General features: G+C 66.0%; 24 protein-coding genes. 3 read left to right on the top strand and 21 right to left on the bottom strand.

Going from position 1 to position 24,137, the window contains the following annotated elements; genetic code table 11:
• Nucleotides 1-13: 13 nt before the first annotated feature.
• The 4 genes from IB273_RS28760 to IB273_RS28745 form a co-directional block, all read right to left on the bottom strand.
• The gene (locus tag IB273_RS28760; protein WP_192225596.1) at nucleotides 14-688 is read right to left on the bottom strand and encodes a DUF1028 domain-containing protein; all 675 of its coding nucleotides are present in this window, start codon (nucleotides 686-688) and stop codon (nucleotides 14-16) included.
• Between the two features lie 99 nt (nucleotides 689-787).
• Nucleotides 788-1,198 (bottom strand): RidA family protein, encoded by a 411-nt coding sequence (locus tag IB273_RS28755; protein WP_015474916.1) that lies wholly within the window; start codon nucleotides 1,196-1,198, stop codon nucleotides 788-790.
• Nucleotides 1,199-1,201: 3 nt separating this feature from the next.
• Nucleotides 1,202-2,530 (bottom strand): flavin-containing monooxygenase, encoded by a 1,329-nt coding sequence (locus tag IB273_RS28750; RefSeq protein WP_081518873.1) that lies wholly within the window; start codon nucleotides 2,528-2,530, stop codon nucleotides 1,202-1,204.
• A gap of 377 nt (nucleotides 2,531-2,907) precedes the next feature.
• Nucleotides 2,908-3,828 (bottom strand): LysR family transcriptional regulator, encoded by a 921-nt coding sequence (locus IB273_RS28745; RefSeq protein ID WP_081518872.1) that lies wholly within the window; start codon nucleotides 3,826-3,828, stop codon nucleotides 2,908-2,910.
• Nucleotides 3,829-3,965: 137 nt separating this feature from the next.
• On the opposite strand from IB273_RS28745, the gene IB273_RS28740 reads away from it, so the two are divergent.
• The 3 genes from IB273_RS28740 (at nucleotide 3,966) to IB273_RS28730 (ending at nucleotide 7,297) form a co-directional block, all read left to right on the top strand.
• Nucleotides 3,966-5,312, top strand: coding sequence for an aspartate aminotransferase family protein (locus tag IB273_RS28740; protein WP_138213347.1), 1,347 nt, complete (start codon nucleotides 3,966-3,968; stop codon nucleotides 5,310-5,312).
• On the top strand, nucleotides 5,313-5,624 hold the full coding sequence (locus tag IB273_RS28735) for a cupin domain-containing protein (RefSeq protein ID WP_054910633.1): 312 nt from the start codon (nucleotides 5,313-5,315) through the stop codon (nucleotides 5,622-5,624).
• A 176-nt stretch (nucleotides 5,625-5,800) separates the two neighbouring features.
• Nucleotides 5,801-7,297: a CoA-acylating methylmalonate-semialdehyde dehydrogenase gene (locus tag IB273_RS28730; RefSeq protein WP_081518870.1), complete on the top strand. Its 1,497-nt coding sequence runs from the start codon at nucleotides 5,801-5,803 to the stop codon at nucleotides 7,295-7,297.
• Between the two features lie 115 nt (nucleotides 7,298-7,412).
• Here the strand turns inward: IB273_RS28730 and IB273_RS28725 are convergent, their stop codons facing one another.
• The 17 genes from IB273_RS28725 to IB273_RS28645 form a co-directional block, all read right to left on the bottom strand.
• A complete protein-coding gene (locus IB273_RS28725) occupies nucleotides 7,413-7,940 on the bottom strand; it encodes an REP-associated tyrosine transposase (protein WP_192225595.1) in 528 nt (175 codons plus the stop codon).
• A gap of 136 nt (nucleotides 7,941-8,076) precedes the next feature.
• On the bottom strand, nucleotides 8,077-8,532 hold the full coding sequence (locus IB273_RS28720) for a BRO family protein (protein WP_192225594.1): 456 nt from the start codon (nucleotides 8,530-8,532) through the stop codon (nucleotides 8,077-8,079).
• 371 nt (nucleotides 8,533-8,903) lie between these two features.
• Complete coding sequence (locus tag IB273_RS28715) at nucleotides 8,904-9,329, bottom strand: GNAT family N-acetyltransferase (RefSeq protein WP_151188924.1); 426 nt, start codon at nucleotides 9,327-9,329, stop codon at nucleotides 8,904-8,906.
• A 105-nt stretch (nucleotides 9,330-9,434) separates the two neighbouring features.
• Nucleotides 9,435-9,749 (bottom strand): DUF2845 domain-containing protein, encoded by a 315-nt coding sequence (locus tag IB273_RS28710; RefSeq protein WP_192225593.1) that lies wholly within the window; start codon nucleotides 9,747-9,749, stop codon nucleotides 9,435-9,437.
• Between the two features lie 73 nt (nucleotides 9,750-9,822).
• Complete coding sequence (locus IB273_RS28705; RefSeq protein ID WP_192225592.1) at nucleotides 9,823-10,629, bottom strand: NYN domain-containing protein; 807 nt, start codon at nucleotides 10,627-10,629, stop codon at nucleotides 9,823-9,825.
• An 81-nt stretch (nucleotides 10,630-10,710) separates the two neighbouring features.
• Nucleotides 10,711-11,499 carry a biofilm regulation diguanylate cyclase SiaD gene (siaD, locus tag IB273_RS28700; RefSeq protein WP_081518865.1) on the bottom strand — a complete coding sequence of 263 codons (789 nt, stop codon included), beginning with the start codon at nucleotides 11,497-11,499 and terminating at the stop codon, nucleotides 10,711-10,713.
• Nucleotides 11,500-11,504: 5 nt separating this feature from the next.
• Nucleotides 11,505-11,885, bottom strand: a complete 381-nt coding sequence (gene siaC, locus IB273_RS28695) for a biofilm regulation phosphoprotein SiaC (protein ID WP_081518864.1) — start codon at nucleotides 11,883-11,885, stop codon at nucleotides 11,505-11,507.
• A gap of 25 nt (nucleotides 11,886-11,910) precedes the next feature.
• Nucleotides 11,911-12,453 (bottom strand): biofilm regulation protein kinase SiaB, encoded by a 543-nt coding sequence (siaB, locus tag IB273_RS28690; RefSeq protein WP_081518863.1) that lies wholly within the window; start codon nucleotides 12,451-12,453, stop codon nucleotides 11,911-11,913.
• Between the two features lie 10 nt (nucleotides 12,454-12,463).
• Nucleotides 12,464-14,452: a biofilm regulation protein phosphatase SiaA gene (gene siaA / locus IB273_RS28685; RefSeq protein ID WP_151188928.1), complete on the bottom strand. Its 1,989-nt coding sequence runs from the start codon at nucleotides 14,450-14,452 to the stop codon at nucleotides 12,464-12,466.
• Between the two features lie 190 nt (nucleotides 14,453-14,642).
• Nucleotides 14,643-15,698 (bottom strand): protein-glutamate methylesterase/protein-glutamine glutaminase, encoded by a 1,056-nt coding sequence (locus IB273_RS28680; protein WP_081518861.1) that lies wholly within the window; start codon nucleotides 15,696-15,698, stop codon nucleotides 14,643-14,645.
• A gap of 15 nt (nucleotides 15,699-15,713) precedes the next feature.
• Nucleotides 15,714-16,307, bottom strand: a complete 594-nt coding sequence (gene cheD / locus IB273_RS28675; protein WP_081518860.1) for a chemoreceptor glutamine deamidase CheD — start codon at nucleotides 16,305-16,307, stop codon at nucleotides 15,714-15,716.
• Nucleotides 16,307-17,149 (bottom strand): CheR family methyltransferase, encoded by an 843-nt coding sequence (locus IB273_RS28670; protein ID WP_192225591.1) that lies wholly within the window; start codon nucleotides 17,147-17,149, stop codon nucleotides 16,307-16,309. The genes cheD and IB273_RS28670 overlap by 1 nt, the downstream gene beginning before the upstream one ends.
• Nucleotides 17,150-17,433: 284 nt before the next feature.
• Entirely contained in the window at nucleotides 17,434-19,458 is a 2,025-nt protein-coding gene (locus IB273_RS28665) for a methyl-accepting chemotaxis protein (protein WP_192225590.1), read from the bottom strand.
• A gap of 21 nt (nucleotides 19,459-19,479) precedes the next feature.
• Nucleotides 19,480-19,965 carry a chemotaxis protein CheW gene (locus tag IB273_RS28660; RefSeq protein ID WP_192225589.1) on the bottom strand — a complete coding sequence of 162 codons (486 nt, stop codon included), beginning with the start codon at nucleotides 19,963-19,965 and terminating at the stop codon, nucleotides 19,480-19,482.
• On the bottom strand, nucleotides 19,952-21,853 hold the full coding sequence (locus tag IB273_RS28655; protein ID WP_081518856.1) for a chemotaxis protein CheA: 1,902 nt from the start codon (nucleotides 21,851-21,853) through the stop codon (nucleotides 19,952-19,954). Before IB273_RS28655 ends, IB273_RS28660 begins: the two co-directional genes overlap by 14 nt.
• Before the next feature lie 11 nt (nucleotides 21,854-21,864).
• Nucleotides 21,865-22,230: a response regulator gene (locus IB273_RS28650; RefSeq protein ID WP_081518855.1), complete on the bottom strand. Its 366-nt coding sequence runs from the start codon at nucleotides 22,228-22,230 to the stop codon at nucleotides 21,865-21,867.
• A gap of 170 nt (nucleotides 22,231-22,400) precedes the next feature.
• Nucleotides 22,401-23,456: a methyl-accepting chemotaxis protein gene (locus tag IB273_RS28645; RefSeq protein WP_225610336.1), complete on the bottom strand. Its 1,056-nt coding sequence runs from the start codon at nucleotides 23,454-23,456 to the stop codon at nucleotides 22,401-22,403.
• Nucleotides 23,457-24,137: the final 681 nt, after the last annotated feature.

Raw genomic sequence — 24,137 nt, 5'->3', positions numbered from 1 at the left:
GCGGGAGGGTCGCTTATTCGTCGCCCGGCACGCCGTAGCTCGGCGCCTTGGTCGGGTCGAGGGCGCGCACCAGGTAGTCCTCCAGCTGCGGCTTGTAGGCCACCCAGAGTTTTTCCAGCTCATCGATGGGCGCTTCGTCCGCCCAGTCTACGCGCAGGTCGACGATCGGCCAGACCAGGTCGCCGACGACTTTCAGGGCGGCCGAATGCACCGGGCCGGCCTCGCCACCGGCGGCCATCGCCGCCTGCATCGCGGCCAGCAGGCGCTCGGCCAGGCAGCCGTTGGCGCTTTCGAAGGCCTGGGTCATGGCTTGGATCACCGCGGGGGACGACAGCAGGTTGCCCGCCGCCACGCAGTTTTCCCCGGCCACGGCGTTGTACACGCCCAGCGCTTCGCTGCCGGTGAAGAGCGCGATCTTGCCGTGCTGGTCGATCACCGTCACCTGGCGGTACTGGCTGTAGCCGTTGCTGGAGAGCGCCTTGTCCAGCGCCGCACCCGGCTCCAGGCCGGCTTCGAGCTGGTCGAGGATCTGCGGGCCGAGGGCCGGCAGGGTGATGTTCTGTGTGGCCACCGCACCGACGCCGGCGCGCACCCAGGGGCAGCGGGCGCCCACGGCGATGCTCGAGGAGCTGATGGCGATACCCAGTTGTCCGGTTTCGGCGCAGCGGCCGACGATGGAGAAGGTCATGGTGGCTCCTTTGCTTGTTCTATCAGCGCAAACCTGCATAAACGACGAAGCGGCGAGGCAGGAAATCCCGCGTCGCCGCATCGCATTTCAGTTCATCGATCAGTCCGGAATGACCGCGATGACGTCGATCTCCATCAACCACTGCGGCTGGCCGAGGGCCGACACCACCAGGCCGGTGGAGATCGGGAACACGCCCTTCAGCCACTTGCCGACTTCCTGGTACACCGGCTCGCGGTAGCGCGGGTCGATCAGGTAGGTGGTGGTCTTGACGATGTGCGACAGATCGCTGCCGGCTTCTTCCAGCAGTTGCTTGACGTTCTTCATCGCCTGTTCGGCCTGGGCACGCGGGTCACCGAGGCCCACCAGGTTGCCCTCGAAGTCGGTACCGACCTGGCCGCGTACGTACACGGTGTTGCCGGCACGCACGGCCTGGCAGAGGTCGTTGTCCAGGGTCTGGTTCGGGTAGGTGTCCTTGGTGTTGAACATGCGGATGCGAGTGTGGGTAGGCATCTCTTACTCCCAGGATGCGGCTTTCGGAACGGAGCCTTCGCGCTGCGAGGCATCCTGATATTCGACATAACGGCGTTGGGTGGCGATGTGGCCGGCCACGTGCTTGGCGTCGTGCCATACGCCCCAGATGAACGAGGAGCCACGGCGCGACAGCCACGGCAGGCCGACGAAGTACACGCCCGGCTCGCGGGAAACGCCGCGCTGGTGTTTGGGCTTGCCCTTGTCGTCGAAGGCGTTCACCTGCAGCCAGTTGAAGTCCACGGCGTAGCCGGTGGCCCAGATGATCGAGGTGATGCCGGCTTCGGCCAGGTCCAGCTGCTGGATCGGGTTGCGGATGCACTCGGCGTCCGGGTAGACCTTGCGGGCCTCCGGCTCGAGCGGCAGGTCCAGGCCGTTTTGCTCGATATAGGCGTCGGCGGCGTCCAGCAGGCCGAGGTAGTTGTCGTCGCCGGCTTTCAGGTTGGCCACCAGGTCGTCCTGGAAGGTCACCTTGCCGTCAGCGAAGGACTTGGTCAGGCCGGTCAGGGTGATGCCCTCGTTGGCCAGACGGCGGAAGTCGATGGTCTCGCCGCCACGGGCACCGCTCACGGCGATGGTCACGTGCTCGCGGCCCGGCTGCACTTCCTCGGCGTCCCACAGGCCGAGCACACCCAGCCACCAGACGAAGTCGCGGTTGCGGTAGGAGCGCGGCGGACGGTCATGGGCGCCCACGGAGAGGAAGACCTTCTTGCCGGCGCGGTTCAGCTCGTCGGCGATCTGCACACCGGAGGAGCCGGCACCGATCACCAGCACGGCGCCTTCGGGCAGCTGCTGCGGGTTGAAGTACTTGGCCGAGTGGATCTGCTGGATGCTCTCGTCCTTCGGCGCGATGGCCGGGATCACCGGGCGCTGGAACGGGCCGGTGGCGGAGACGATACGCAGGGCCTGCAGGGTGCCCTCGGAGGTTTCCACGCTGAAGCCGGGGCGGCCTTCGTTGCGGGTGACCTTCTTCACTTCCACACCGGTGCGGATCGGCGCGTTGAACTGCTTGGCGTAGGCGACGAAGTACTCGGCGACCTGCTCCTTGGCCGGGAAGTCATCCGGGCCGACCGGGAATTCCATGTTCGGGAAGCGGTCATGCCAGGCCGGGCCGTTGGCGACCAGCGAGTCCCAGCGGCCGGTGCGCCAGGCTTCGGCGATGCGGCTCTTTTCCAGCACGATGTGCGGCACGCCCTGCTGGGTCAGGTGCTCGCTCATGGCCACGCCGGCTTGTCCGGCGCCAACGACCAGCGTGTCGATTTCCAGGTTATCAAGCGACTTCTTGCCGAAGGCGCCTGGATTCAGGTCGGTCATGGCTTGCTTCCTCAGACTCTGATCACGTTTGTTCTTGTTGCGGCTGCGGTGAGCTGTTGGCCGCATTCTGTTCAGAGGCTGTGAATAGCGAAATTATGTTTTTTGTAGTCGCAGGCTAGGGAAAAGCTGCACCCACGCAAACCCCGCGGCCCGCGGGCTGCAGGGGAGGGGGTATAGGATTTTTGGTGGCTGGGGCGACAAATTGGATAGGCAGAATGTGGCTTGCGCGGGATTGATCCCGCGCCAGTGTCACCGGCGTGTCGCCAGGTAGGATGGGTGGAGCGCAGCGATACCCATGCTGTCGGCGCGCCGGATTGATGGGTATCGCTGCGCTCCACGCCATCCTACGGAGGCATTCATCCTGAGCGTCTGGCGGATCAGCGGCTTTCCGCCACCGCCTCGATGAACCGCTCCAGCACCAGGTTCGGCCGGCGGCCCTTGCGGGTCACCACGGTCAGCGGGATGTCGTAGTGGAACCGCTCCGGCCGCAGCGGACGCAGGCGGCCCTGGGCGACCCAATCGGCGGCGTAGTGGTCGGGCAGGTAGCCGATGTAGCTGCCGGTGAGAATAAGGAAGGCCATGCCCTCGCGGTCCGAGGCGTTGGCGCTGCCGCGCAGTTCCTGGTGGCGCTCCTGGGCTTCGGCGGGGATGCGGTAGCTGGGCTCCACCGCGTCGCAGGCGTGAATCTCCTCCACCGTGATGCTCGCGTCGTCGCGCTCGAACAGCGGGTGCTCCTGGCTGCAGAACAGCAGCGAGCGCTCCTCATAAAGAGCGGAATACTCCAGCCCCGACAGCGGGCTGATGAGCGGCACCACCCCGACGTGCAACCGTCCGTCGAGAACGCCCAGCTCGATCTCGTTGGGCGTGGTCATGCCGATGTTGATCCGCACGCCCGGCCCGCTGGCCTTCAGCGCGCGCAGGGCGTGGGTGATGCGCATCTGCGGCAGGGTCACCAGGTTGTTGATGATGCCGATGTTCAGCTCGCCGCGCAGGTGCTGGTGTAGCTCGTTGACCTCGGCGCGGAAACCCTCCAGCGCCGCCAGCAGCGACTGGGTCGCGCGGTACACCTCGCGGCCCTCGTCGGTCAGCGCGAAGCCCGCCCGGCCGCGCTGGCACAGACGCATGCCCAGGCGCTTTTCCAGATCACCCATGTGCAGGCTGATGGCCGAGCGGCTGATGCCCAGCGTGCTTTCCGCGGCCGAGAAGCTGCCGCACTCGACTATGGTTTTGAAGATGCGCAGCAGGCGGATCTCGAAGTCGCTGACCTGGCCCAGGGAAGGCGCCCGTTGTTTCGCCATTTTAGTTTTACCAATCCGAAACTGAACGTAAGAAGAATAAGCTTTAACTCACGTTAAGTCAGGCCCAATCTACGAGCATCGCACCAGGCCCGACGCGGCCTGCGCGCCCAACAAGACTGTCGTCGAGGACATGCTCCATGAACCAGCAAGTGAACGTCACCCCGTCGGTGGCCAGCGAACTGAACCTGAAGGCCCACTGGATGCCCTTCAGCGCCAACCGCAACTTCCACAAGGACCCGCGCATCATCGTCGCCGCCGAAGGCAGCTGGCTGGTGGACGACCAGGGCCGCAAGATCTATGACAGCCTGTCGGGCCTGTGGACCTGCGGCGCCGGTCACTCGCGCAAGGAAATCGCCGACGCGGTCGCCAAGCAGCTGACCACCCTCGACTACTCCCCGGCTTTCCAGTACGGCCACCCGCTGTCCTTCAAGCTGGCTGAAAAAATCACCCAGCTGACCCCGGCCGGCCTCGACCATGTGTTCTTCACCGGCTCGGGCTCCGAGTGTGCCGACACCTCGATCAAGATGGCCCGCGCCTACTGGCGCCTGAAAGGTCAGGCGCAGAAGACCAAGCTGATCGGTCGCGCCCGTGGCTACCACGGCGTGAACGTCGCCGGCACCGCCCTGGGCGGCATCGGTGGCAACCGCAAGATGTTCGGCCAGCTGATGGACGTCGACCACCTGCCGCACACCCTGCAGCCGGGCATGGCCTTCACCAAGGGCATGGCCGAGACCGGCGGCGTCGAGCTGGCCAACGAACTGCTGAAGCTGATCGAACTGCATGACGCGTCGAACATCGCCGCCGTCATCGTCGAGCCGATGTCCGGCTCCGCCGGCGTCCTGGTTCCGCCGAAGGGCTACCTGCAGCGCCTGCGCGAAATCTGCGACCAGCACAACATCCTGCTGATCTTCGACGAAGTGATCACCGCCTTCGGCCGCATGGGCAAGGCCACCGGCGCCGAGTACTTCGGCGTGAAGCCGGACATCATGAACGTCGCCAAGCAGGTCACCAACGGCGCCATCCCCATGGGCGCGGTGATCGCCAGCAGCGAAATCTACGACACCTTCATGGGTCAGAACCTGCCGGAATACGCCGTCGAGTTCGGCCATGGCTACACCTACTCCGCGCACCCGGTCGCCTGCGCCGCCGGTATCGCCGCGCTGGACCTGCTGGAGAAAGAGAACCTGATCCAGCAGTCGCTGGAACTGGCTCCCTACTTCGAGAAGGCCCTGCACGGCCTGAAGGGCGCGAAGAACGTCATCGACATCCGCAACTGCGGCCTGGCCGGCGCCATCCAGATCGGCGCCCGTGACGGCGACGCCATCGTGCGTCCGTTCGAAGCCAGCATGAAGCTGTGGAAAGAAGGCTTCTACGTGCGCTTCGGCGGCGACACCCTGCAGTTCGGCCCGACCTTCAACGCCAAGCCCGAGGACCTGGACCGCCTGTTCAGCGCCGTGGGCGATGCCCTCAACGGGGTAGCCTAAGTGAGCGAGCGTCCGAAGGCCGTCCCGACGGTACAGATCGACAACGACAAGGTCCTGGTCACCGAGTGGCGCTTCGCCCCCGGTGCCGAGACCGGCTGGCACCGCCACGGCATGGAATACGTCGTGGTCCCGGTGACCAACGGCGAACTGCTGCTGGAAACCCCCGAGGGCGAGCGGCGCGCGCCGCTGGTCCTGGGTGCGAGCTACACCCGTCAGATCGGAACCGAGCACAACGTGATCAATCCTTGCGATCACGAAGTGGCGTTCATCGAGATCGAGCTCAAGAGCGACGACCACCCACACAGCCACTGAGTGCGCGGGCACGCGAGAAGGCACGCCGGCGGATGTCACCGTAGAGTGACCTTCCCGGCGGGCCTCCACGCCCGAGCCGTGCACCGTACAAATCCCCTTTCCCTTCAGGGAGAGGGCTAGGGAGAGGGGCTCTTCGCGAGCTCCGCCCCCACACTTTCAGCGAGAAGAGACTTCCCATGACCACCGTCAAGCACCTGATCGGCGGCGAGATGATCGCCGACACCGGCCGCACCGCCGACGTCTTCAACCCGTCCACTGGCGAAGCCATCCGCAAGGTCCCGCTGGCCAGCCGCGAAACCGTGCAGCAGGCCATCGACGCCGCCAAGGCCGCTTTCCCGGCCTGGCGCAACACCCCGCCGGCCAAGCGCGCCCAGGTGCTGTTCCGCTTCAAGCAACTGCTCGAAGCCAACGAGCAGCGCATCGTCCAGCTGATCAGCGAAGAACACGGCAAGACCATCGAAGACGCCGCCGGTGAACTCAAGCGCGGCATCGAGAACGTCGAGTACGCCAGCGCCGCCCCGGAAATCCTCAAAGGCGAATACAGCCGCAACGTCGGCCCGAACATCGACGCCTGGAGCGACTTCCAGCCGATCGGCGTGGTCGCCGGCATCACCCCGTTCAACTTCCCGGCCATGGTGCCCCTGTGGATGTACCCGCTGGCCATCGCCTGCGGCAACACCTTCATCCTCAAGCCGTCCGAGCGTGACCCGAGCTCCACCCTGCTGATCGCCGAACTCTTCGAAGAAGCCGGCCTGCCGAAAGGCGTGCTGAACGTGGTGCACGGCGACAAGACCGCCGTGGACGCGCTGATCGAAGCTCCGGAAGTGAAGGCCCTGAGCTTCGTGGGCTCGACCCCGATCGCCGAATACATCTATTCCGAAGGCACCAAGCGCGGCAAGCGCGTACAGGCCCTGGGCGGCGCCAAGAACCACGCCGTTCTGATGCCCGACTGCGACCTGGACAACGCCGTCAGCGCCCTGATGGGTGCGGCCTACGGCTCCTGCGGCGAGCGCTGCATGGCGATCTCCGTGGCCGTTTGCGTGGGCGACCAGATCGGCGACGCACTGGTCGAGAAGATCGTTCCGCAGATCAAGGCCCTGAAGATCGGCGCCGGCACCAACTGCGGCCTGGACATGGGCCCGCTGGTCACTGGCGCTGCCCAGGCCAAGGTCACCGGCTACATCGACACCGGTGTCGAACAAGGCGCCCAGCTGCTGGTCGACGGCCGCAACTTCAAGGTGGCCGGTCACGAGAACGGCTTCTTCATCGGCGGCACCCTGTTCGACAAGGTGACCCCGGACATGACCATCTACCAGGAAGAAATCTTCGGCCCGGTGCTCTGCATCGTGCGCGTGAACAGCCTGGAAGAAGCCATGCAGCTGATCAACGACCACGAATACGGCAACGGCACCTGCATCTTCACCCGCGACGGTGAAGCGGCCCGCCTGTTCTGCGACGAGATCGAAGTCGGCATGGTCGGCGTCAACGTACCGCTGCCGGTACCGGTGGCCTACCACAGCTTCGGCGGCTGGAAGCGTTCGCTGTTCGGCGACCTGCACGCCTACGGCCCGGATGGCGTGCGCTTCTACACCAAGCGCAAGGCCATCACCCAGCGCTGGCCGCAGCGCAAGTCGCACGAAGCGGCGCAGTTCGCCTTCCCCAGCAATGGCTGATGGTGAATAAGCGGTAAGAAAAAGGCCGGTCAGATGACCGGCCTTTTTTATTGCCAAGTGCACCGTTCTTTCCGGGAACCTATTCGTAGGATGGCGTGGAGCGAAGCGATACCCATCATTCCCCCGCCTCGATTCCCTCCACTGCCTCCCCGCCCCAATTCCTCACCAGCAGCCCGTCACGCACGTAGCGATGAAATGACGACCACCTCCAATCGACCACGCGGGGAGCATGGCCGTGCTTGCACGGATTGAAGTGGATGTAGTCCACGTGCCGTACGAAGTCGAGGTCGTCGCGAATTCGGTGCTCCCAGTAACGCCGTTGCCAGATGCCGCGCTCGCCCTTTGTCTGGCGGCTGCCAGAGACGACCTCCGTCCTGGGGAGCGCCCGTGAGAATTCTGTCTTGATCAGCCGCCAGCGCAGCGCGTAATTCGCGTCGCCCACTGGCAGGGTGCAGATGGCGTGCAGGTGGTCGGGCAGGATGACGATGGCGTCGATGTGCCAGGGGTGGCGTTGTTGCGTGTAGCCAAAGGCGGCGCGGAGCAGGTCGATGTTCTCTACCAGCAGGCGTGAGCGGCGGTCGGCCAGGGCAAGGGTGAAGAACCAGGTGGCGCCATCGGTTCTGTCGCGGCGGTATGAGGTCATGGCGCGTCCTGTGGGCATTGATGGGTATCGCTGCGCTCCACGCCATCCTGCGTTCGCGGTCACTTGCGGCTCTGCGGGAGCCGGCTGAAACCTTTGTAGGATGGGTGGAGCGGAGCGATACCCATGCTGCTGCGGCTCAGGAGTAATCGAACATCCGGGGAACTTCTTCCCAGCGCATCCACAGGTCGCCTTGCCAGTTGAGCAGCATCAGGCGGCGGGCGTCCCAGGTGAGGAGGACACGGCGGGGTGCTTCGGATTCAGGGGTGTGCTGGTCGCGCAGGGTGGGAATGACGTCGTGGCAGAGCCAGCGGTCCAGTGCTTCGAGTTCGGGGTGGCCGAAGCGGACGAAGGCCTTGTAGATGGCGGCTTCGCTGAGCAGGACGGTGTCTTCCGTGGTGCCGGTGCGGTAGGTCAGCGGGAGGGTCTGGACTTCGTGGGGGAAGAAGCGGTGGTGGAAGCTGTCGGGATACTGGACGGAGAGCAGGCGGGCGATATCGCGGGAGGCGAACCAGGCCTGGTTGTCGAGCATCAGACCGCGCAGGCAGCGCTTTTTGCGGGTGAAGAAGGTTGGGGTGTAGATGACGTTGTGCATTGAGTGGAGCTCCTACTAGTCGTTGAGAGCTGCCTCCTGCGTCGCCAAACGAAGGGTGGCAGACCGCGCGGGGTTGGCGAACCGGTAGTAGGACCCGGCAGACCTGGAGGTCTCCCCGCGCGATCTGCCCTAGAGCATCGCAGATATCTGCAATCGTGCGGGGGCCTGCTGGAACATTCGCTGTTCCTGCATGCACCTATTGGCGCCATTGCGCCTACTAAGTCGGGTCGCCAAACCCAGGTCACTGATGTGACTGGGCGAGGATAGGAATGCCAGGGATAACCAACAAGCAGCCGTTTCCGGCGTGCGTGTAGGAGCGGGCCATGCCCGCGATCCGCCGGCAGGGCCGGCGGTGGGAGCAGGCGCGAAGATCAGCCCAGGTGCTTCTTCAGGTAGATGCGCTGATGCCCCGGCGGGCAGTCTTCCAGCACGCCCATGCGCTCGAAGCCCTGTTTCTCGTAGAAGCCGGGAGCCTGGAAGCTGTAGGTGTAGAGGAACAGGCCAACGCAGCCGCGGCGGCGGGCTTCGTCTTCGGCGAGGGCGATGAGCTGGCTGCCCAGGCCGCTGCCGCGCTGGTCGTCCTGCAGCCAGAGATAGTCGATGTAGAGCCAGCCCATGCCGGATTGGCCAAACATGCCGCCAACCACTTCGCCGTCATCGCTGCGGGCGTAGAGTTCGAAGTCGTCGTAGGTGTTGCTGCGGCCCATCTGCCCCAGGTTGTAGGCGAGCAGGCCCTTGACCACGACGTCGCGCGCTTGCGGGTCGATGCCGAGGGTGAAGTCGAATGGGGTTTGCATGGTGCCCTCCGGATTGGCGAAGGCGACCAGTCTAGGGAGATGCCGCCGCGATGGGTAGGCGCCTTTGGTAGCGGCGGGCGTGTTGGGATGAAGAGCGCGGTGCGCTCAGAGCAGTTCCTTGCGCGTGGTGTTGATCAATTGCAGCTGTGTGTCGCGGAAGAAAAGGTAGCGATAGGCACCGTTGTTCGGGCCGTACATCCAAGTTTCCAGCTGCGGATTGCCGGGGATGAATTTGCCGTCCGGTCCGCGCCGTGGCTTCGTCGGCGGGGTGACGACGCGCTTGTCCGGCTGCCCGCACTTGGCGAGCACCTCGTCCATCGGGTCGCCTTCGTTGATCAGGCTGGTGCCGCAGCGCAGGGTGCCGGCGTGGGCGGTACCGGCGGCCAGGGTGAGGAGCAGGGCTATCAGCCAGGGGCGCATGGGGCGACTCCGTTGCAGGTTCAAGGCCCACCCTAACGACCGGAAAGTGACGCTGCATTGAGCTGACGCAGGCTCAACGCACCGGGCCGGCATTGCGCACGTACAAGTCCTTCCCGCCGGTATTGCCGATGCCCCTTGCCTGCAGTTCGAAGCGCTTGGGGTGGCCCTTGATCAGGTCGCTGAGCTTCTTGAAGCCATACAGGCGTGGGTCGAACGCTGGCTGCAGCTTGCTGATGTTCTGCCCCAGGGCGCCCAGTTGCACCCAGTCATCGTCGTCGCCGTCGATGTCGTCGAGCACCTTGGCGATGAAGTCCAGCGGGACTTTCTGCGACTTGGGTTTGCTGGCGGGCTTCGGCGCTTCGGCGGTGCTCGGGGCGGCAGCCTTGTCGGCGGCCGGTGCGGGCTCGGCGACGGGGTCGGCGGCAGCGCGCAGGATCTCGGTGTAGATGAACTTGTCGCAGGCGGAGACGAAGGGCTTGGGCGTTTTCTCCTCGCCGAAGCCGTAGACCGTCAGGCCCTCTTCGCGCAGGCGCGCGGCCAGCCGGGTGAAGTCACTGTCGCTGGAGACCAGGCAGAAGCCGTCGAAGCGGCGGGTGTAGAGCAGGTCCATGGCGTCGATGATCAGCGCGCTGTCGGTGGCGTTCTTGCCGCTGGTGTAGGCGAACTGCTGCATGGGCTGGATGGAGTGGTCCAGCAGCACCTGCTTCCACTTGCCCAGGTTGGGCTTGGTCCAGTCGCCATAGATGCGCTTCACGCTGGCAACGCCGTACTTGGCGATTTCCTCGAACAGCCCTTCGACGATGGCGGCGGGCGCGTTATCGGCGTCGATCAGGACGGCGAGATGGGTCTGCTGGCGAGGGGAGGGAGACTTGTTGGCCATGCTGCATCCTTTCCATGCGGTCCGTGGACCTTAATCGGGTTCGCCCCGGGATGCCACCCGCGCGGATGCGCCCTTGCTGGCTCAGGCCTGAGCGAACTCGCACTTGTCCCGCCCGCTGCGCTTGGCATCCAGCAATGCGGCGTCGGCGCGGCTGAGGGTCTGGGAGTAGCTTTCGCCCGGATGGTGCTCGGCGACGCCGAAGCTGGCGGTGACGGACAGGGCGTTGGTGCCCACGCGCACTGCCAGACAGCGGATGTCGTTGCGCACGCGCTCGATGATGGCGGCGGCGTCGGCCAGGCGGGTGTCGGGGAGGATCAGCAGGAATTCCTCGCCGCCCCAGCGGCCGCAGAGGTCGTACTGGCGCAGGGCTGACTCCATGGCGCGGCCGATTTCCACCAGCACGCGGTCGCCCACTTCGTGGCCCCAGGTGTCGTTGACCTGCTTGAAGCGGTCGACGTCGAGCATGGCCAGCACGTAGGACTCGCCGTGGCGCTGGGCGCGTTCGCTTTCTTCGCGCAGGCGCTCCATCAGCAGGCGGCGGTTGGCGATGCCGGTGAGGGTGTCGTGGGTCGAGGCTTCCTTCAGCGCGATGTTCAGGTCGCGCATCATGTCCTGATAGCGGTCGGAGATGCGCGCGACCTTTTCCAGCTGGCGCAGCTGCTTGTGGTAGCGCTCGGACAGCGTGCTGTTCTGCTGCCGGGCCATGGACTGGAAGCCGTCGGAAATCCGCGCGATGCGCTCCAGGCGCGCGAGCTGGTCGAGGGATTGCTGGTGCTTCTGGTACAGGGCCTCGCGCAGGGGGTGCCCTTCGTACTGGGGGTCGGCCAGCAGCTCTTCGATCAGCAGGTCCAGCTCGCGCTCGCTAGTCATGGCTCTTACTCGTCGTAGGCTTGGATGACGAACGGGAAGGTACAGTCCTCGCGGAATTCCTCGGCCAGTTCGGCGACGCGCTCGTTGCGGCGGTCGTAGTGCCACGCCACGCGAGTACTGCGGCCCTGGCCGTGGGCTTCTTCGAGCAGGTCGAAGATGTCCATCATGGCCTTGATCGAGCTGGTGTTGAGGTACAGCAGGCGCAGGTCGAGTTCCAGCGGGCGCTGTTCCTGGGTGAGGAAGCGTTCGACCCACTCGATGACCTGGCCGAACAGCTCGAAGGAGTTCTCCGGGTAGGAGTCGCCCTGCATCGCGAGGATGCCGGCCTGCCAGTCGCCGTGGATCTGTGGGGTGGATTGGGTTCCGGTGACGTTGAGATCGCTCATGTCGGGTCTTCCTGAATTTCGCGGTTCAGATCACGGCGCGCAGGCTGAAGAAGGCGCGGCCGTCGGGTTGTTCGGTGAGGGAGGTCTTGAGCGGCGCGCTGGACTTGCGGGCGATGTCCAGCAGGCCGAGACCTGCGCCGGTGGAGGCTTCGGCGTCGCGCGGGCGGCGCAGCTGCTCCTTGTAGGCCGCCTTGAGCTGGACCTTGTCGAGCCCGGCGATGGCTTCGATGCTGCGCACCAGGCCCTGGCCGTCGGCCAGTTCCACCAGGTTGCCGGCGGAGACCACGTAGTGGCCTTCGTCATCGCGGGCAATCGCCACGGTGGCCGAGGCCTCCTGCTCGTTGTAGCCGCGCTGGGTGGCGTAGTGGCGGATGTTCTGGGTCATCTCGATGTAGACGGCGAACACGTCCATCGCTTCGCTGGGGTGCGCCTGTTCGGCCTGCAGGTAGTTGCGCAGCGCGTGGCCGATTTCCTCGATCAGGCTGCGCGAGATGGGGCCGTTGAAGCAGAGCAATATGCGTTGCCGGGTAAAGCTCTCGCGCATGGCCAACAGATCTAGCGATTCCATGGATTAACCCCTAGTCGAAGCGGAAAGAGAGAATGGTGATGTCGTCGCGCTGCGGCTGCTCACCCTGGTACTGGGCGAGGGTAGCGGCGAACACATCGGCCTGCTCGGCCAACGGTCGGCGCGCGTGGTTGCGCAGCAGGTCGGCGAAGCGGCTGTTGCCGAAGCCGAAGCCGTGCTCGCCGCCGGCCTGGTCGAGGAAACCGTCGGTGCACAGGTAGTAGGTCCAGCCGGTTTCCATCGGGATTTCCACGTCCTGATAGTCGCCCTGGCGCTTGTCGCCGATGGCGCGGCGCGCGCCCTTGTATTCGCGCACATCATTGCCGTCGCTGGCGAACAGGGAAATCTTCGCCCCGGAGAAGTGCAGCAGCTTGCGCTGGTGATCGACGCGCACCAGGCCGGCATCCATGTTGGTGGCCAGCGAGTGGGTGAATTCTTCCTGGCCGAGCATGCCGCGCATCACGTGGTCGGTCTCGCGCAGGATCGCCGCCGGGTCGTGGCTCTTCACGCTGTCGATGGCGTGGTCGATGGCGGCCAGGGCGAGCATGGTCATGAGCGCGCCGGGCACGCCGTGGCCGGCGCAGTCGACCACGCCGATCAGGCTGTCGATGGGGCCTTCGCGGTAGATGTAGAAGTCGCCGCCGACCACGTCGCGGGGTTTCCACAGGACGAAATGGTGCTCGCCCAGGGAGGCCTGCAGCTGACGATCGGGGAGGATGGCGCGCTGGATCAGGCTGGCGTAGTCGATGGAGTCGCCGATCTTCTTCTGCGCGGCGGCCATCTCGCGGTTGGCCGCTTCGAGGGCCTGGGTGCGCTGCTGGACCTTGTCTTCCAGCTCCTCGGTGTGCCGGCGGACCTGGTCGGCCATGCTGGCGAAGGCGCTGGACAGCTCGCCGATCTCGTCCGGACGGGTGCGCGGCAGCGGGCTGTCGTACTGCCCGGCGGCGATCGCCTTGGCCGACTGCTTGAGGCCGCGCAGCGGGCGCAGCACCAGCAGGTCGACGGTGTAGGCGAAGCCGATCAGCAGGATCGCCAGCAGCCCGGCGAGGGTGCCCACCAGCGGCCAGATCCAGCGGCTGTCGAGCACTTGCGCGGCGTGCAGGTCGATGGCGCTGAGCACGTGCCAGCGCAACTGCGGGATGTAGGCAGTGGCGATCAGCTGTTCCTTGCCGTCGATGGTGCCCCACATGGTTTCCACTTCGCCGGGGTTGGTCTCGGCCTGGCGCAGGGTCTGGCGCAGCGCGGTGCGTTGCTGGTCGTTGGCCAGCAGGTCGTAGACGTGGTGCTTGGCCTGGCCGCTGGAGCCGGAGGAAAAGGCGATCAGGCGGGTGTCCGGGTGCGCCTGGATGGCGCCCTCGGGGTCGACGATCATCGGTGTCACCCCGGCCTCGCGGCGCGAGATGAACTGGTCGAGGAACTCGGTGAGGTCGAGGCCGCCGCCGGCCAGGCCGACTTTCTCGTTGCCGGCGCGCACCACCATGTTGAACCAGACCTTGGTGACCTTCAGCTTGGCGTCGTAGTTGACGTTGATGTTGTAGGTCTCATCGCGGGCCAGGGTATCGAAGTACCAGCGGTCCTGCGGATCGGTGTCGCTGAGGGTGTAGCGCGGGGAATTGGAGAGCGGCGAGCTGGAGTCGTTGAAGTAGTAGTGGCGCGAGGAGTCCACCACGACGAAGTAGGAGTAGTTGTGCTGGTCCGCGCGGAAGCCTTCGGCTTCGCGGAAGAACAGTGCCCGGCGCGCCGGGTCGTTCTCGGACAGCAGCCAGTCCTGCGTCACCACGGACTCGGCCAGGCGCCGCGAGAGCGCCAGCTCGCGGATCACCGGCGCGATGATCTTCTGCTGGTTGAGCAGCGTGAAGTTTCTCGCGAAGGCGAGGCCGAAATGCGTGCGGATGTCCTCCATGGCTTTCCAGCCCAGCATGACTGCCGGTACCAGTGCCAGGAGACAGGCGATGAGCAATGCCACCACCGATTTGCCGCGCAACCCCCATCTTGCCGCCATGGCTATCTTGTTTCCCCGTGTCGCCCGCCGTGTGCCGGTCTTTTGGCGAAAGCTCAATTGTGCATTTTGTATACGGGCACAATCAAACCAAATTGATATCGAATCGCCATATTATTGGCGCCGGTCAATTGGCCTGAGTCTAGACCCTGTGTGAAAAGCCGCTCGGCGGTGCGGGATGATTCCCACAGAACTAGACGCGGTTCCCACTTCCGCTCTGGCGCGCCTGCTGTAGGAGCGAGCCTGCTATGCGCTCCAGCGGCAGGACTTCCTTCGCCGCGCCCAGCTCCACCGCCTCGCGGGGCATGCCGTAGACCACGCAGGTGGCCTCGTCCTGGGCGACGGTGTGGCCGCCGGCCTGGCGGATTGCCTGCAAGCCCCGGGCCCCATCCTTGCCCATGCCGGTGAGCAGGGCGGCGATGAGGTTGCGCCCGGCGCAGCGGGCGAGGGAGTTGAACATCACGTCCACTGCCGGCCTGTGGCCATTTACCGCAGCCTCGCGGTGCAGGCGCACGACGTAGTTGGCGCCGCTTCGCTGCACTTCCATGTGGAAGTCGCCGGGGGCGAGCAGTACGTGGCCGGGGAGGATGCGGTCGCCGTCGCGGGCTTCGCGCACTGACAGTCGCGTCTGACGGTCCAGTCTGTCAGCGTAGGACTTGGTGAAGCCCGGCGGCATGTGCAGCGTGACCACGGTGCCGGGGCAGTCCGGCGGCAGGCCCAGCAGGACTTCCTTGATCGCCTCGGTACCGCCGGTGGAGGCGCCGATGGCGAAGATCTTCTCGGTGCTCAGCAGTGGCGCGCTGCTCGTTGCCGGTGCGTCGGACGATGCGACGGGACGAGCACGGGGCAGGCGCGCGCGCGCGGCGGCCTTGAGCTTGGCGCAGATTTCCTCGGCGTAGGCCTGCATGCCTTCGGCGATGCCCAGGCGCGGTTTGGCGATGAAGTCGATGGCGCCCAGCTCCAGCGCGCGCAGGGTGGCTTCGGAGCCCTTCTCGGTGAGCGAGGAGATCATCAGTACCGGCGTCGGCCGGCCCTTCATCAGCTTGTCGAGGAAGGTCAGGCCGTCCATGCGCGGCATTTCCACGTCGAGGGTGATGACGTCCGGCGCGTGCTGCTTGATCAGGTCGCGGGCGACGAAGGCGTCGGGCGCCGCGCCCACCAGCTGCAGCTCCGGGTCGTTGTGGATGATGTCCTTGAGCAGGCTGCGAATCAGCGCCGAGTCGTCGACGATCAGGACCTTGACGGCCATCGCTCGTCCCTCCGTTCAGAACAGGTCGATGCTCCCGCCGCGCTCCCGGCGGGACAGTTGCTGGCAGTACTGCCGCTCGCGCTGCAGCACCGTGTCGTTGGCCAGGGTGCGCAGCTTGCGCACCAGCACCCGGCCTGTGCCGGGGAAGAAATAGACCTTGCGCGGGTGCACGTCGAGCAGGTCCTGGGCGGCCAGCGGGATGCCCTCGTCCTCGAGGTACTGCAGGACGAACTCGACGTTGCGCTGGCCGACGTCGGCGCTGAGGTTCTTCAGCACCGAGCCGCCGCCGAACACCTTGGCCTCGAAGTGCCGGCGCTGGGCGCCGCGACGCATCAGGCCGTTGATCAGCAGGTCCATGGCGTGCACGCCGTAGCGCCCGGAATTGGACAGCAGGCCCTGCACGCCGGTGTCGCCGGGCAGCATGAAGTGGTTCATGCCGCCCAGCCCGCTGCTGCGGTCGCGCAGGCAGACCGAGACGCAGGAACCGAGCACGGTGACCAGCATCAGCGGTTCGGCGGTGACGTAGCATTCGCCGGGCAGCAGCTTCACCGCCTCCATGCCGAAGCGCGGGTCGTAGTAGCGGTTGGGTTGGTCCAGGGCTGCGCCCATCACTGGCTCCCCATCGCCTGGTAGGTCGTGCGTCCCACCGAGCGCACCAGGTGGCTGGCGTGGACGAAGTTTTCCGAGTGCCCGGCGAAGAACAGCCCGCCGGGGCGCAGCAGGCGCACCATGCGTTCGAGCAGGCGGGTCTGGGTCGGTTTGTCGAAATAGATCATCACGTTGCGGCAGAAGATCGCGTCCAGACCGCCGGCAATGCCCCAGTCCCGATCGAGCAGGTTGATCTGCCGGTAGTCGATCATCTGCCGCAGCTCGCGCACCACCCGTGCCTTGCCGGCGTTGCCGCCGGTGCCGCGGAGGAAGAAGCGCTTCTTCTGCGCCGGGCTCAGCGCCTCGATGCGCTCCAGCGGGTAGATGCCCTGGCGCGCGTGGCCGAGCACGCCGGTGTCGATGTCCGAGGCGATCAGCTCGATGGGCGGGGCGAAGCTGCCCAGCGCGTCCACCAGGGTCATGGCCATGGAGTAGGGTTCCTCGCCGGTGCTAGAGGCGGTGGACCAGAAGCGCAGCGGCTGGTGGTCCTGCAACTGCTCGGCGGCGAAGCGGCCGAGGTGGTCGAAGTGGTGTTTCTCGCGGAAGAAGGCGGTGAGGTTGGTGGTCAGCGCGTTGACGAACTGCTGCCACTCTTCCTCGTGGCTCTCCAGGTAGGCGAAGTACTCGGCGAAGCTGCCCAGCCGCAGGCTGCGCAGGCGCCTCGAGAGGCGGCTGTAGACCAGCTGCTGCTTGTTCTCCGAGAGGCTGATGCCGGCGTGCCGGTAGAGGCGCTCGCGCACCTGCTGGAAGTCCCGGCGGGTGTAGTGGAATTCGTGCTCGGGGGCGGGCAGGTTGATCGACATCGTGAGTCTCGACGATTGGTAGATCGCGTAGGGCGCATAACCCGGAACGGGTTATCCGCCGTGATGGCGGATAACGCCTGTGGCGTTATGCGCCCTACTTCGTGGTATCGGAAAGCTCTGCGCGGGCACTACCCTCACCCTAACCCTCTCCCTCCGGGAGAGGGTTAGGGTGAGGGGCTCTTGGCGCCGACATCAGCGGTCATCGCCTGACCATCCCTGGTCCGCGCGCGGCGGCCGACCCTCCCATTGCTCCGGCCGCCGCCATCCCTTTCAGCCCCGCCCGATCAGAACTCTTCCCAGTCGTCCTCTTTACCCTTGGCGCGCACCGCCTTGGCCACGCCGCGGGCGGCGCGAGAGGTGTGCGCGGCCGGCTCGGTGCGGGCCGGGCGGGCGGAGGCCAGCGGCACCACAGTGGCGGCGATGGATTCGAGCTTGAACACCCCGACCTGCTGGTTGAGCATGCCGGCCTGCTCCTGCAGGGCCTCGGCCGAGGCGGCGGCTTCTTCCACCAGCGCGGCGTTCTGCTGGGTCATCTCGTCCATCTGCGACACGGCGCCGTTCACTTCCTCGATGCCGCTGCTCTGCTCGGCGCTGGCGGCGGCGATCTCGGCCATGATGTCGGTGACGCGCTTGATCGCCACCACGATGTCACTCATGGTCTGGCCGGCCTGGGCGACCAGGGTGTTGCCGCTCTCGACCTTGTCCACCGAGTCGTTGATCAGCGTCTTGATCTCCTTGGCGGCGGCGGCGGAGCGCTGCGCCAGGGTGCGCACTTCACCGGCCACCACCGCGAAGCCGCGGCCCTGCTCGCCGGCGCGCGCCGCTTCCACCGCGGCGTTGAGCGCGAGGATGTTGGTCTGGAAGGCGATGCCGTCGATCACCCCGATGATGTCGGCGATCTTGCGTGCCGAGTCGTTGATGGCCGACATGGTGCCCACCACCTTCTGCACCACGCTGCCGCCTTCGGTGGCGACTTCGGACGCATTCACCGCCAGCGAGTTGGCCTGGCGGGCGTTCTCGGCGTTGAGCTTCACGGTGCTGGTCAGCTCTTCCATGCTCGATGCGGTTTCTTCCAGGCTGGAGGCCTGCTGCTCGGTGCGGGTGGACAGCTCGGCGTTGCCGCTGGCGATCTCGCTGGCGGCGGTGTGGATGGTGTCGGCCGCCTCGCGGATCTGCCCGAGCATCCGCGACAGGCTCTGCGCGGTCTCGTTGGCGTAGTCCTTGAGCTCGCCGAAGGTGCCCTGGTAGTCGGCGTCGATGCGCTGGGTCAGGTCGCCCTGGGCCAGTGCGCCGAGCACACGGGTGACGTCGCGCAGGCCCTTGTCGGCGGTGTCCACCAGGTTGTTCAGGCCGGTGGCGATCTTCAGGAAGAAGCCTTCCTTGTTCGAGGCCTCGATGCGCTTGGTGAAGTCACCGGCGACGGCGGCGTCCACCAGTTGCGAGACTTCCTGCTCGGCGCGGAATTCCTCGGTGCGGTCGGTCCACTGCACGGCGGAACCAAGGCGCTCGCCGGCGTCGTTGAATACCGGCACCACGTCCAGGGCGAAGCGCCGGCCGCCCAGGTTCAGCTCGGCCTTATGCCGCGCGGTCAGGTGCGCGAGCATGCCGCGCTGGTGCGCCGGATTCTTGTGGAACATGTCGATGTTGGCGCCCATCAGGCGGCTGGCGTTGAAGTTCGGCAGCTGCTTGCGGATGTCGGCTTCGGCGTTGCCGAGCATCTCGGTCACCGTGCGGTTCATGTAGATGATCTCGAGGTCGTTGTTGGCGATCATCACGTTGGCCGAGACGTTATCCAGCGCGCTCTTGATCCGCGCGTTGTACTCGGCGGCATCGGCGCTGGCCTTGAGGCTGTCGCGCACGCCGTCGATGGCTTCGGTGATGATGGCCTTCTTGCCCGGCAGGCGGTCCATGTCCACCGAGTAGTCGCCCTTGCCGTAGGCGGTGACGGTGGCGACGACGCGCATCTTCACCGCGATGTGCGCGGCGACCAGGTCGTTGATGCCCTTGGCGATGCGCGCCGGGCGGCCGGCGAACTTGTCCACCGGGATCACCTCGTCGATCCAGCCCAGCTCGTGCTGACGGGTCATTTCCACCAGGCCGGCTTCCAGGGCTTCCACCTGGGCCTGCTCGGCGCGCTGCTCGCGCAGGGTGCGCTGGATGCTGCGCAGCCCGTCGTAGAGGCGCTCATAGCCGGCGGCCGGGGCTTCGCCGATGGCGACGTCGAGGTTGCCGTCCACCAGGCTGTGGAGGAGGGCGGTGATGCGGTCGGCGCGTTGCTGCGCCACGGCGTGTGCGTTGAACAGACCCATGTTGATTATCCTCGGTCGCGATCAGGCGGCGGTTTCGTCGACCAGCGCCATTTCACGGCTGGTCATGAGTTTTTCGATGTCCACCAGGATGAGCATCCGCTCACCGGCGGTGGCCAGACCCAGCAGGTACTCGGTGTCGAAGCTGGCGGCGAATTCGGGGCGCGGCTTGATCTCCTCGCCGGCCAGGGCAATCACGTCGGAGACCGAGTCCACCACCGCGCCGACGATGCGCCGGCCGACGTTGAGGATGATCACCACGGTGAACTGGTCGTAGCTGATGTCGGCCAGGTTGAACTTGATGCGCAGGTCGACGATGGGAACGATGGCCCCGCGCAGGTTGATCACGCCCTTGATGAAGGCGGGGGCGTTGGCGATCGCCGTGACCTGGTCGTAACCACGGATCTCCTGCACGCGGAGGATGTCGATGGCGTATTCCTCGCGGCCCAGGGTGAAGGTCAGGTACTCCTGCGGCGGGCTGCTTGCGGCACTGGCTTCAGCTGCGCTCATGGGTGGATTCTCCTTGTGCTGCCAGACGCGGCAGGGCATCGACATCGAGGATCAGGGCGACACTGCCGTCGCCCATGATGGTGGCGCCGGCGATCCCGTCGATCCGGCGGAAGTTCTGTTCCAGGCTCTTGATCACCACCTGCTGCTGGCCGACCAGTTCGTCCACCTGCAGGGCGAAGCTCTTGCCTTCGGATTCGAGGATCACCACGATCCCCTGCTCCGGCGGCACCGGCGCGGCGCCGATGCGCAGCAGCTGGTTGAGGGAGAACAGCGGCAGGTATTCACCGCGCACGCGGATCACCGTCGATTCCTCGCCGGCCAGCCCGCGCACGTCGTCGGCGCGGGCCTGCAGCGACTCGACGATGTAGGTCAGCGGCACCACGTAGTTGACCTTCTCCACGGCGACGATCAGGCCGTCGAGGATGGCCAGGGTCAGCGGCAGGCGGATGCTCATGCGCGTGCCCATGCCGGGTGCGGAATCGATGTCGATCCGCCCGCCCATGGCCTGGATGTTGCGCCGCACCACGTCCATGCCCACGCCCCGGCCGGACAGCTCGGTGACCGCTTCGGCGGTGGAGAAGCCGGGCATGAAGATCAGTTGCCAGACGTCCGCGTCGGTCATCCCGTCGTGCACGGCCAGGCCCTTTTCGCGGGCCTTGGCGAGGATGCGCTCGCGGGACAGCCCACGGCCGTCATCGGAGATTTCCACCACCACGCTGCCGCCCTGGTGGCTGGCGGCGAGCTTCACCGAGCCCTGGGCCGGCTTGCCGGCGGCCAGGCGTTCGGCGGGCGTCTCGATGCCGTGGTCGATGCTGTTGCGGACGATGTGGGTGAGCGGGTCGCTGAGCTTTTCGATGACGCTTTTGTCCAGCTCGGTGTGCTCGCCCTGGAGGATCAGTTCGACCTGCTTGCCCAGCCGCGCGGAGGTGTCGTGCACCAGGCGCGGGAAGCGGCTGAAGATGAAGCTGATCGGCAGCATGCGGATCGACATCACCGATTCCTGCAGGTCGCGGGTGTTGTGTTCCAGCTGTGCCAGGGCCTGCTGCAGGCGCTCGAAGTGGGTGGGGTCGAGATCCTCGCTGAGCTGGCTGAGCATGGCCTGGGTGATCACCAGCTCGCCCACCAGGTTGATCAGGCTGTCGATCTTTTCGACGCTGACGCGGATGGAACTGGATTCGCTGTCGGCGCGGGGGGTCGGCTTGGCGACTGCGGCGGGTGCGGGCTTGGGTTGCTCGCTTGGCGCTGTAACCAGTGCGGCGGCCGTGGGGGCGCCGGGTGCCTTGTCGAAGATGCCGTAGGGCTCGACGGGTTTGACGTCCGGCGCGCCGGGGGCGTCGTCGAAGAAGCCGAAGTCGTCGTCGCGGCTGGCGCTGGTTTCGCTGGCGTCGGGAGTACCGGGGGCGTCGTCGAAGAAGCCAAAGGCGTCGTCATCGCTGGCGCTGGTTTCAGCCGCTGCCGGGGCGCTTTCGAACAGGTCGTCGTCGACCGCTGCTGCGACCGGCTCCGCGAGCCAGGCGCGCAGGCGCTCCACGGTGGAGGTTACTGGCACGTCCGGATCGGGCACCTGGCTGCGGTGCGCATCGAGCAGGCGCTGCAGCACGTCGCGGGCTTCGAGGAACACGCCGATCATGTCCACGTGCAGGGCGGTCTGCCCGCAGCGGATGCGGTCGAGCAGGGTTTCCAGCTCGTGGGTCACGGCGGTCAGGTCGTCGAAACCGAACATGCCGCTGGAGCCCTTGATCGAGTGGGCCGCGCGGAAAATGCCATTGAGCGTCTCGGCGTCCGGCTGATCGAGGTCGAGCCCGATCAGCAGGAGTTCGAGGGTCGCCAGGTGTTCGTCGGTTTCCTCGAAGAACACCTGGAGGAACTGCTCCATTCCAGTGGCCATCGGCGATACCCCTAGGGCAGGACCTTGCGGGTGACTTCCAGCAGCTTCGGCGGGTCGAACGGCTTGACCAGCCAGCCGGTGGCGCCCGCGCTCTTGCCCTGCTGCTTCATGGCGTCGCTGGATTCGGTGGTGAGCATGAGGATCGGCGTGCCGCGGTAGCCGGCCATCTCGCGCAGGCTGCGGATCAGCGTCAGGCCGTCCATGTTCGGCATGTTCTGGTCGGTGAAGACCAGGTTGTAGGTCTTGCGCTGGGCCTTGCCCAGGCCGTCCTTGCCGTCCACGGCCTCGTCCACCTCGTAGCCGGCGGACTTGAGCGTGAAGCTCAGCATCTGCCGGATGGAGGCCGAGTCATCGACGATCAGAATCTGCTTTCCCATTGCGTTGCTTCTCCTCGGGTTGCAATGCGTTTGCCTGTCGCCAGGCGCACAGGTGCTCGCGCCATCCCGGCGCGTGGAAATGGTGTGGTGGGCTCAGCCGATCAGAGCGAGATTCGCCAAGTATTCGAAGACGGACTGCAGCATGTCGGGGCTCCTGCCTTGCCTTCAGTTCAGAACAGTTCCACCTCGCCAGCGCTAAGGCTGGTCTGGGCGACCGGGTTGCTCAGGGGGCGGGCGAGTTCGGCAGTTTCGCCGCGCAGGCGTTCGCTCCATTCGCCGGGCTGGCGGCCATCCAGCGCGCCCAGGCCGACGGCGAGGGCGCCAAGGCGGGCGCTGTGCTTGCCGATCTGGCCGAGCAGCTGGCTGCTCATGTCCTGGAACTGCAGGGCGGTGACCGCGGCGTTGACGCCGTCGCCCACTTCCAGGGAGATGCGGTCCAGCTCCTGCACCACCTTCACGGTGTGCTGGTTCATCGCGTCGAGGTCGTCGAGCATGTGCTGGATCTTCTGCCGCGAATCCAGGGCGAAAGTCATGTCCTTGTCAGCCAGCTGGCTGATCGCGCCTTCGGCGTCCTTGATCTCGCGGTAGACCACGTCGACGTGCTCACGGATGGCCTGGGAGAAGTGCGTGGAGCGGGTCGACAGCGCGCGCACCTCGTCGGCCACCACGGCGAATCCACGGCCGCTCTCGCCGGCGCGGGCGGCCTCGATGGCGGCATTGAGGGCCAGCAGGTTGGTCTGCTTGGCGATGGCGTCCATGTCCTGGGTGGACTGCAGGATCTCGGCGATCTTGTGGGTCACGCGGTCCATGCGCTCTACCAGTTGCTGCGAGGTGCGGCTGGTCTCCAGAGTGGCTTCGACGAACAGCCCGAGGGTTTCCTGGGTGGCGTGGATGAAGCGCTGGAAGTCGATGTCGCCGTCCAGGTGGCCGCGCCCGTCGTAGCGCTCGATCAGCGAGTGGGACAGGCCGCGCTGGGTGTCGATGCGCTCGGCGAGGGCGTGGAAGCTGTCGGTGAGCTGGCGGATGGCCTGGTGCAGGAGGTTATCGATCTGGTGGGTGTGGCCGTTGAGCGAGGCCAGGTGGCCTTCCACGGCGTCCTGCAGCGGGCGCCAGTGCGGCAGCTCATCGGTCTGCAGGGTGGTGGCCTGGGCATCGATGGCGGCCTTGCTGGCGCCGCCCAGCAGGCTGCACAGCACCAGGCTGGAGAGCCAGCCCACCGGCAGCATCCACCAGAACGGCACGCCGACCGCGCAGAGCACGGCCACGACCGCCCATGGCAGGGTCTGGATGATGAGGCGCCGTGGCCAGTCCTGGCCGACTTCTTGAACCGCCTGGGGGTTCAACTGTGAATCGCGCATTGAAGTGCACTCCATTGCCGGGCGCCGGTAACCGGGCCAAACGGCTGCTGACAACGTCTTGAGCAGGAATTCGGCCCAGCGATTTAAAACTAGAGGGCGGCTCGGTGATGTCAAATTGACGGCATTTTCCTGCCAACCAACAGTGAGCCTTGATTTAGACGGGTTTTTGCTGGAATGACTGTTCGTCATGACTGCCTGGCGGGCGACGGGCGGTAGGGCGCAGGCCTTGTGTGACGCGGGTTGTAGCGATTTTTCGATGGCAAAACGTGCCCGCCGGAATGGCATCCGGAGCCAGTCTGCTGAGGGAGAGCGGAAGGTGGAACTGTAGGAGCGCGTCATGCGCGAGATCGCGGGCATGGCCCGCTCCTACAGGTGGGTGCCGATGTCGAAGGATGTGCTGGCGATTCCGTCCGCGATAGGTCCGCATCGCGCCGGACACCATCGCGGACAGAGTTCGCTCCCACGCCAGTCCTGACATTGAGGATTGATCGTAGGATGGGTGGAGCTTGCGATACCCATGCTGTCGGAGCGCAGGATTGATGGGTATCG

It is taken from the genome of Pseudomonas sp. PDM19, assembly GCF_014852215.1.
GTDB lineage: Bacteria > Pseudomonadota > Gammaproteobacteria > Pseudomonadales > Pseudomonadaceae > Pseudomonas.
This window is presented reverse-complemented; position numbering and strand designations above follow the sequence as displayed.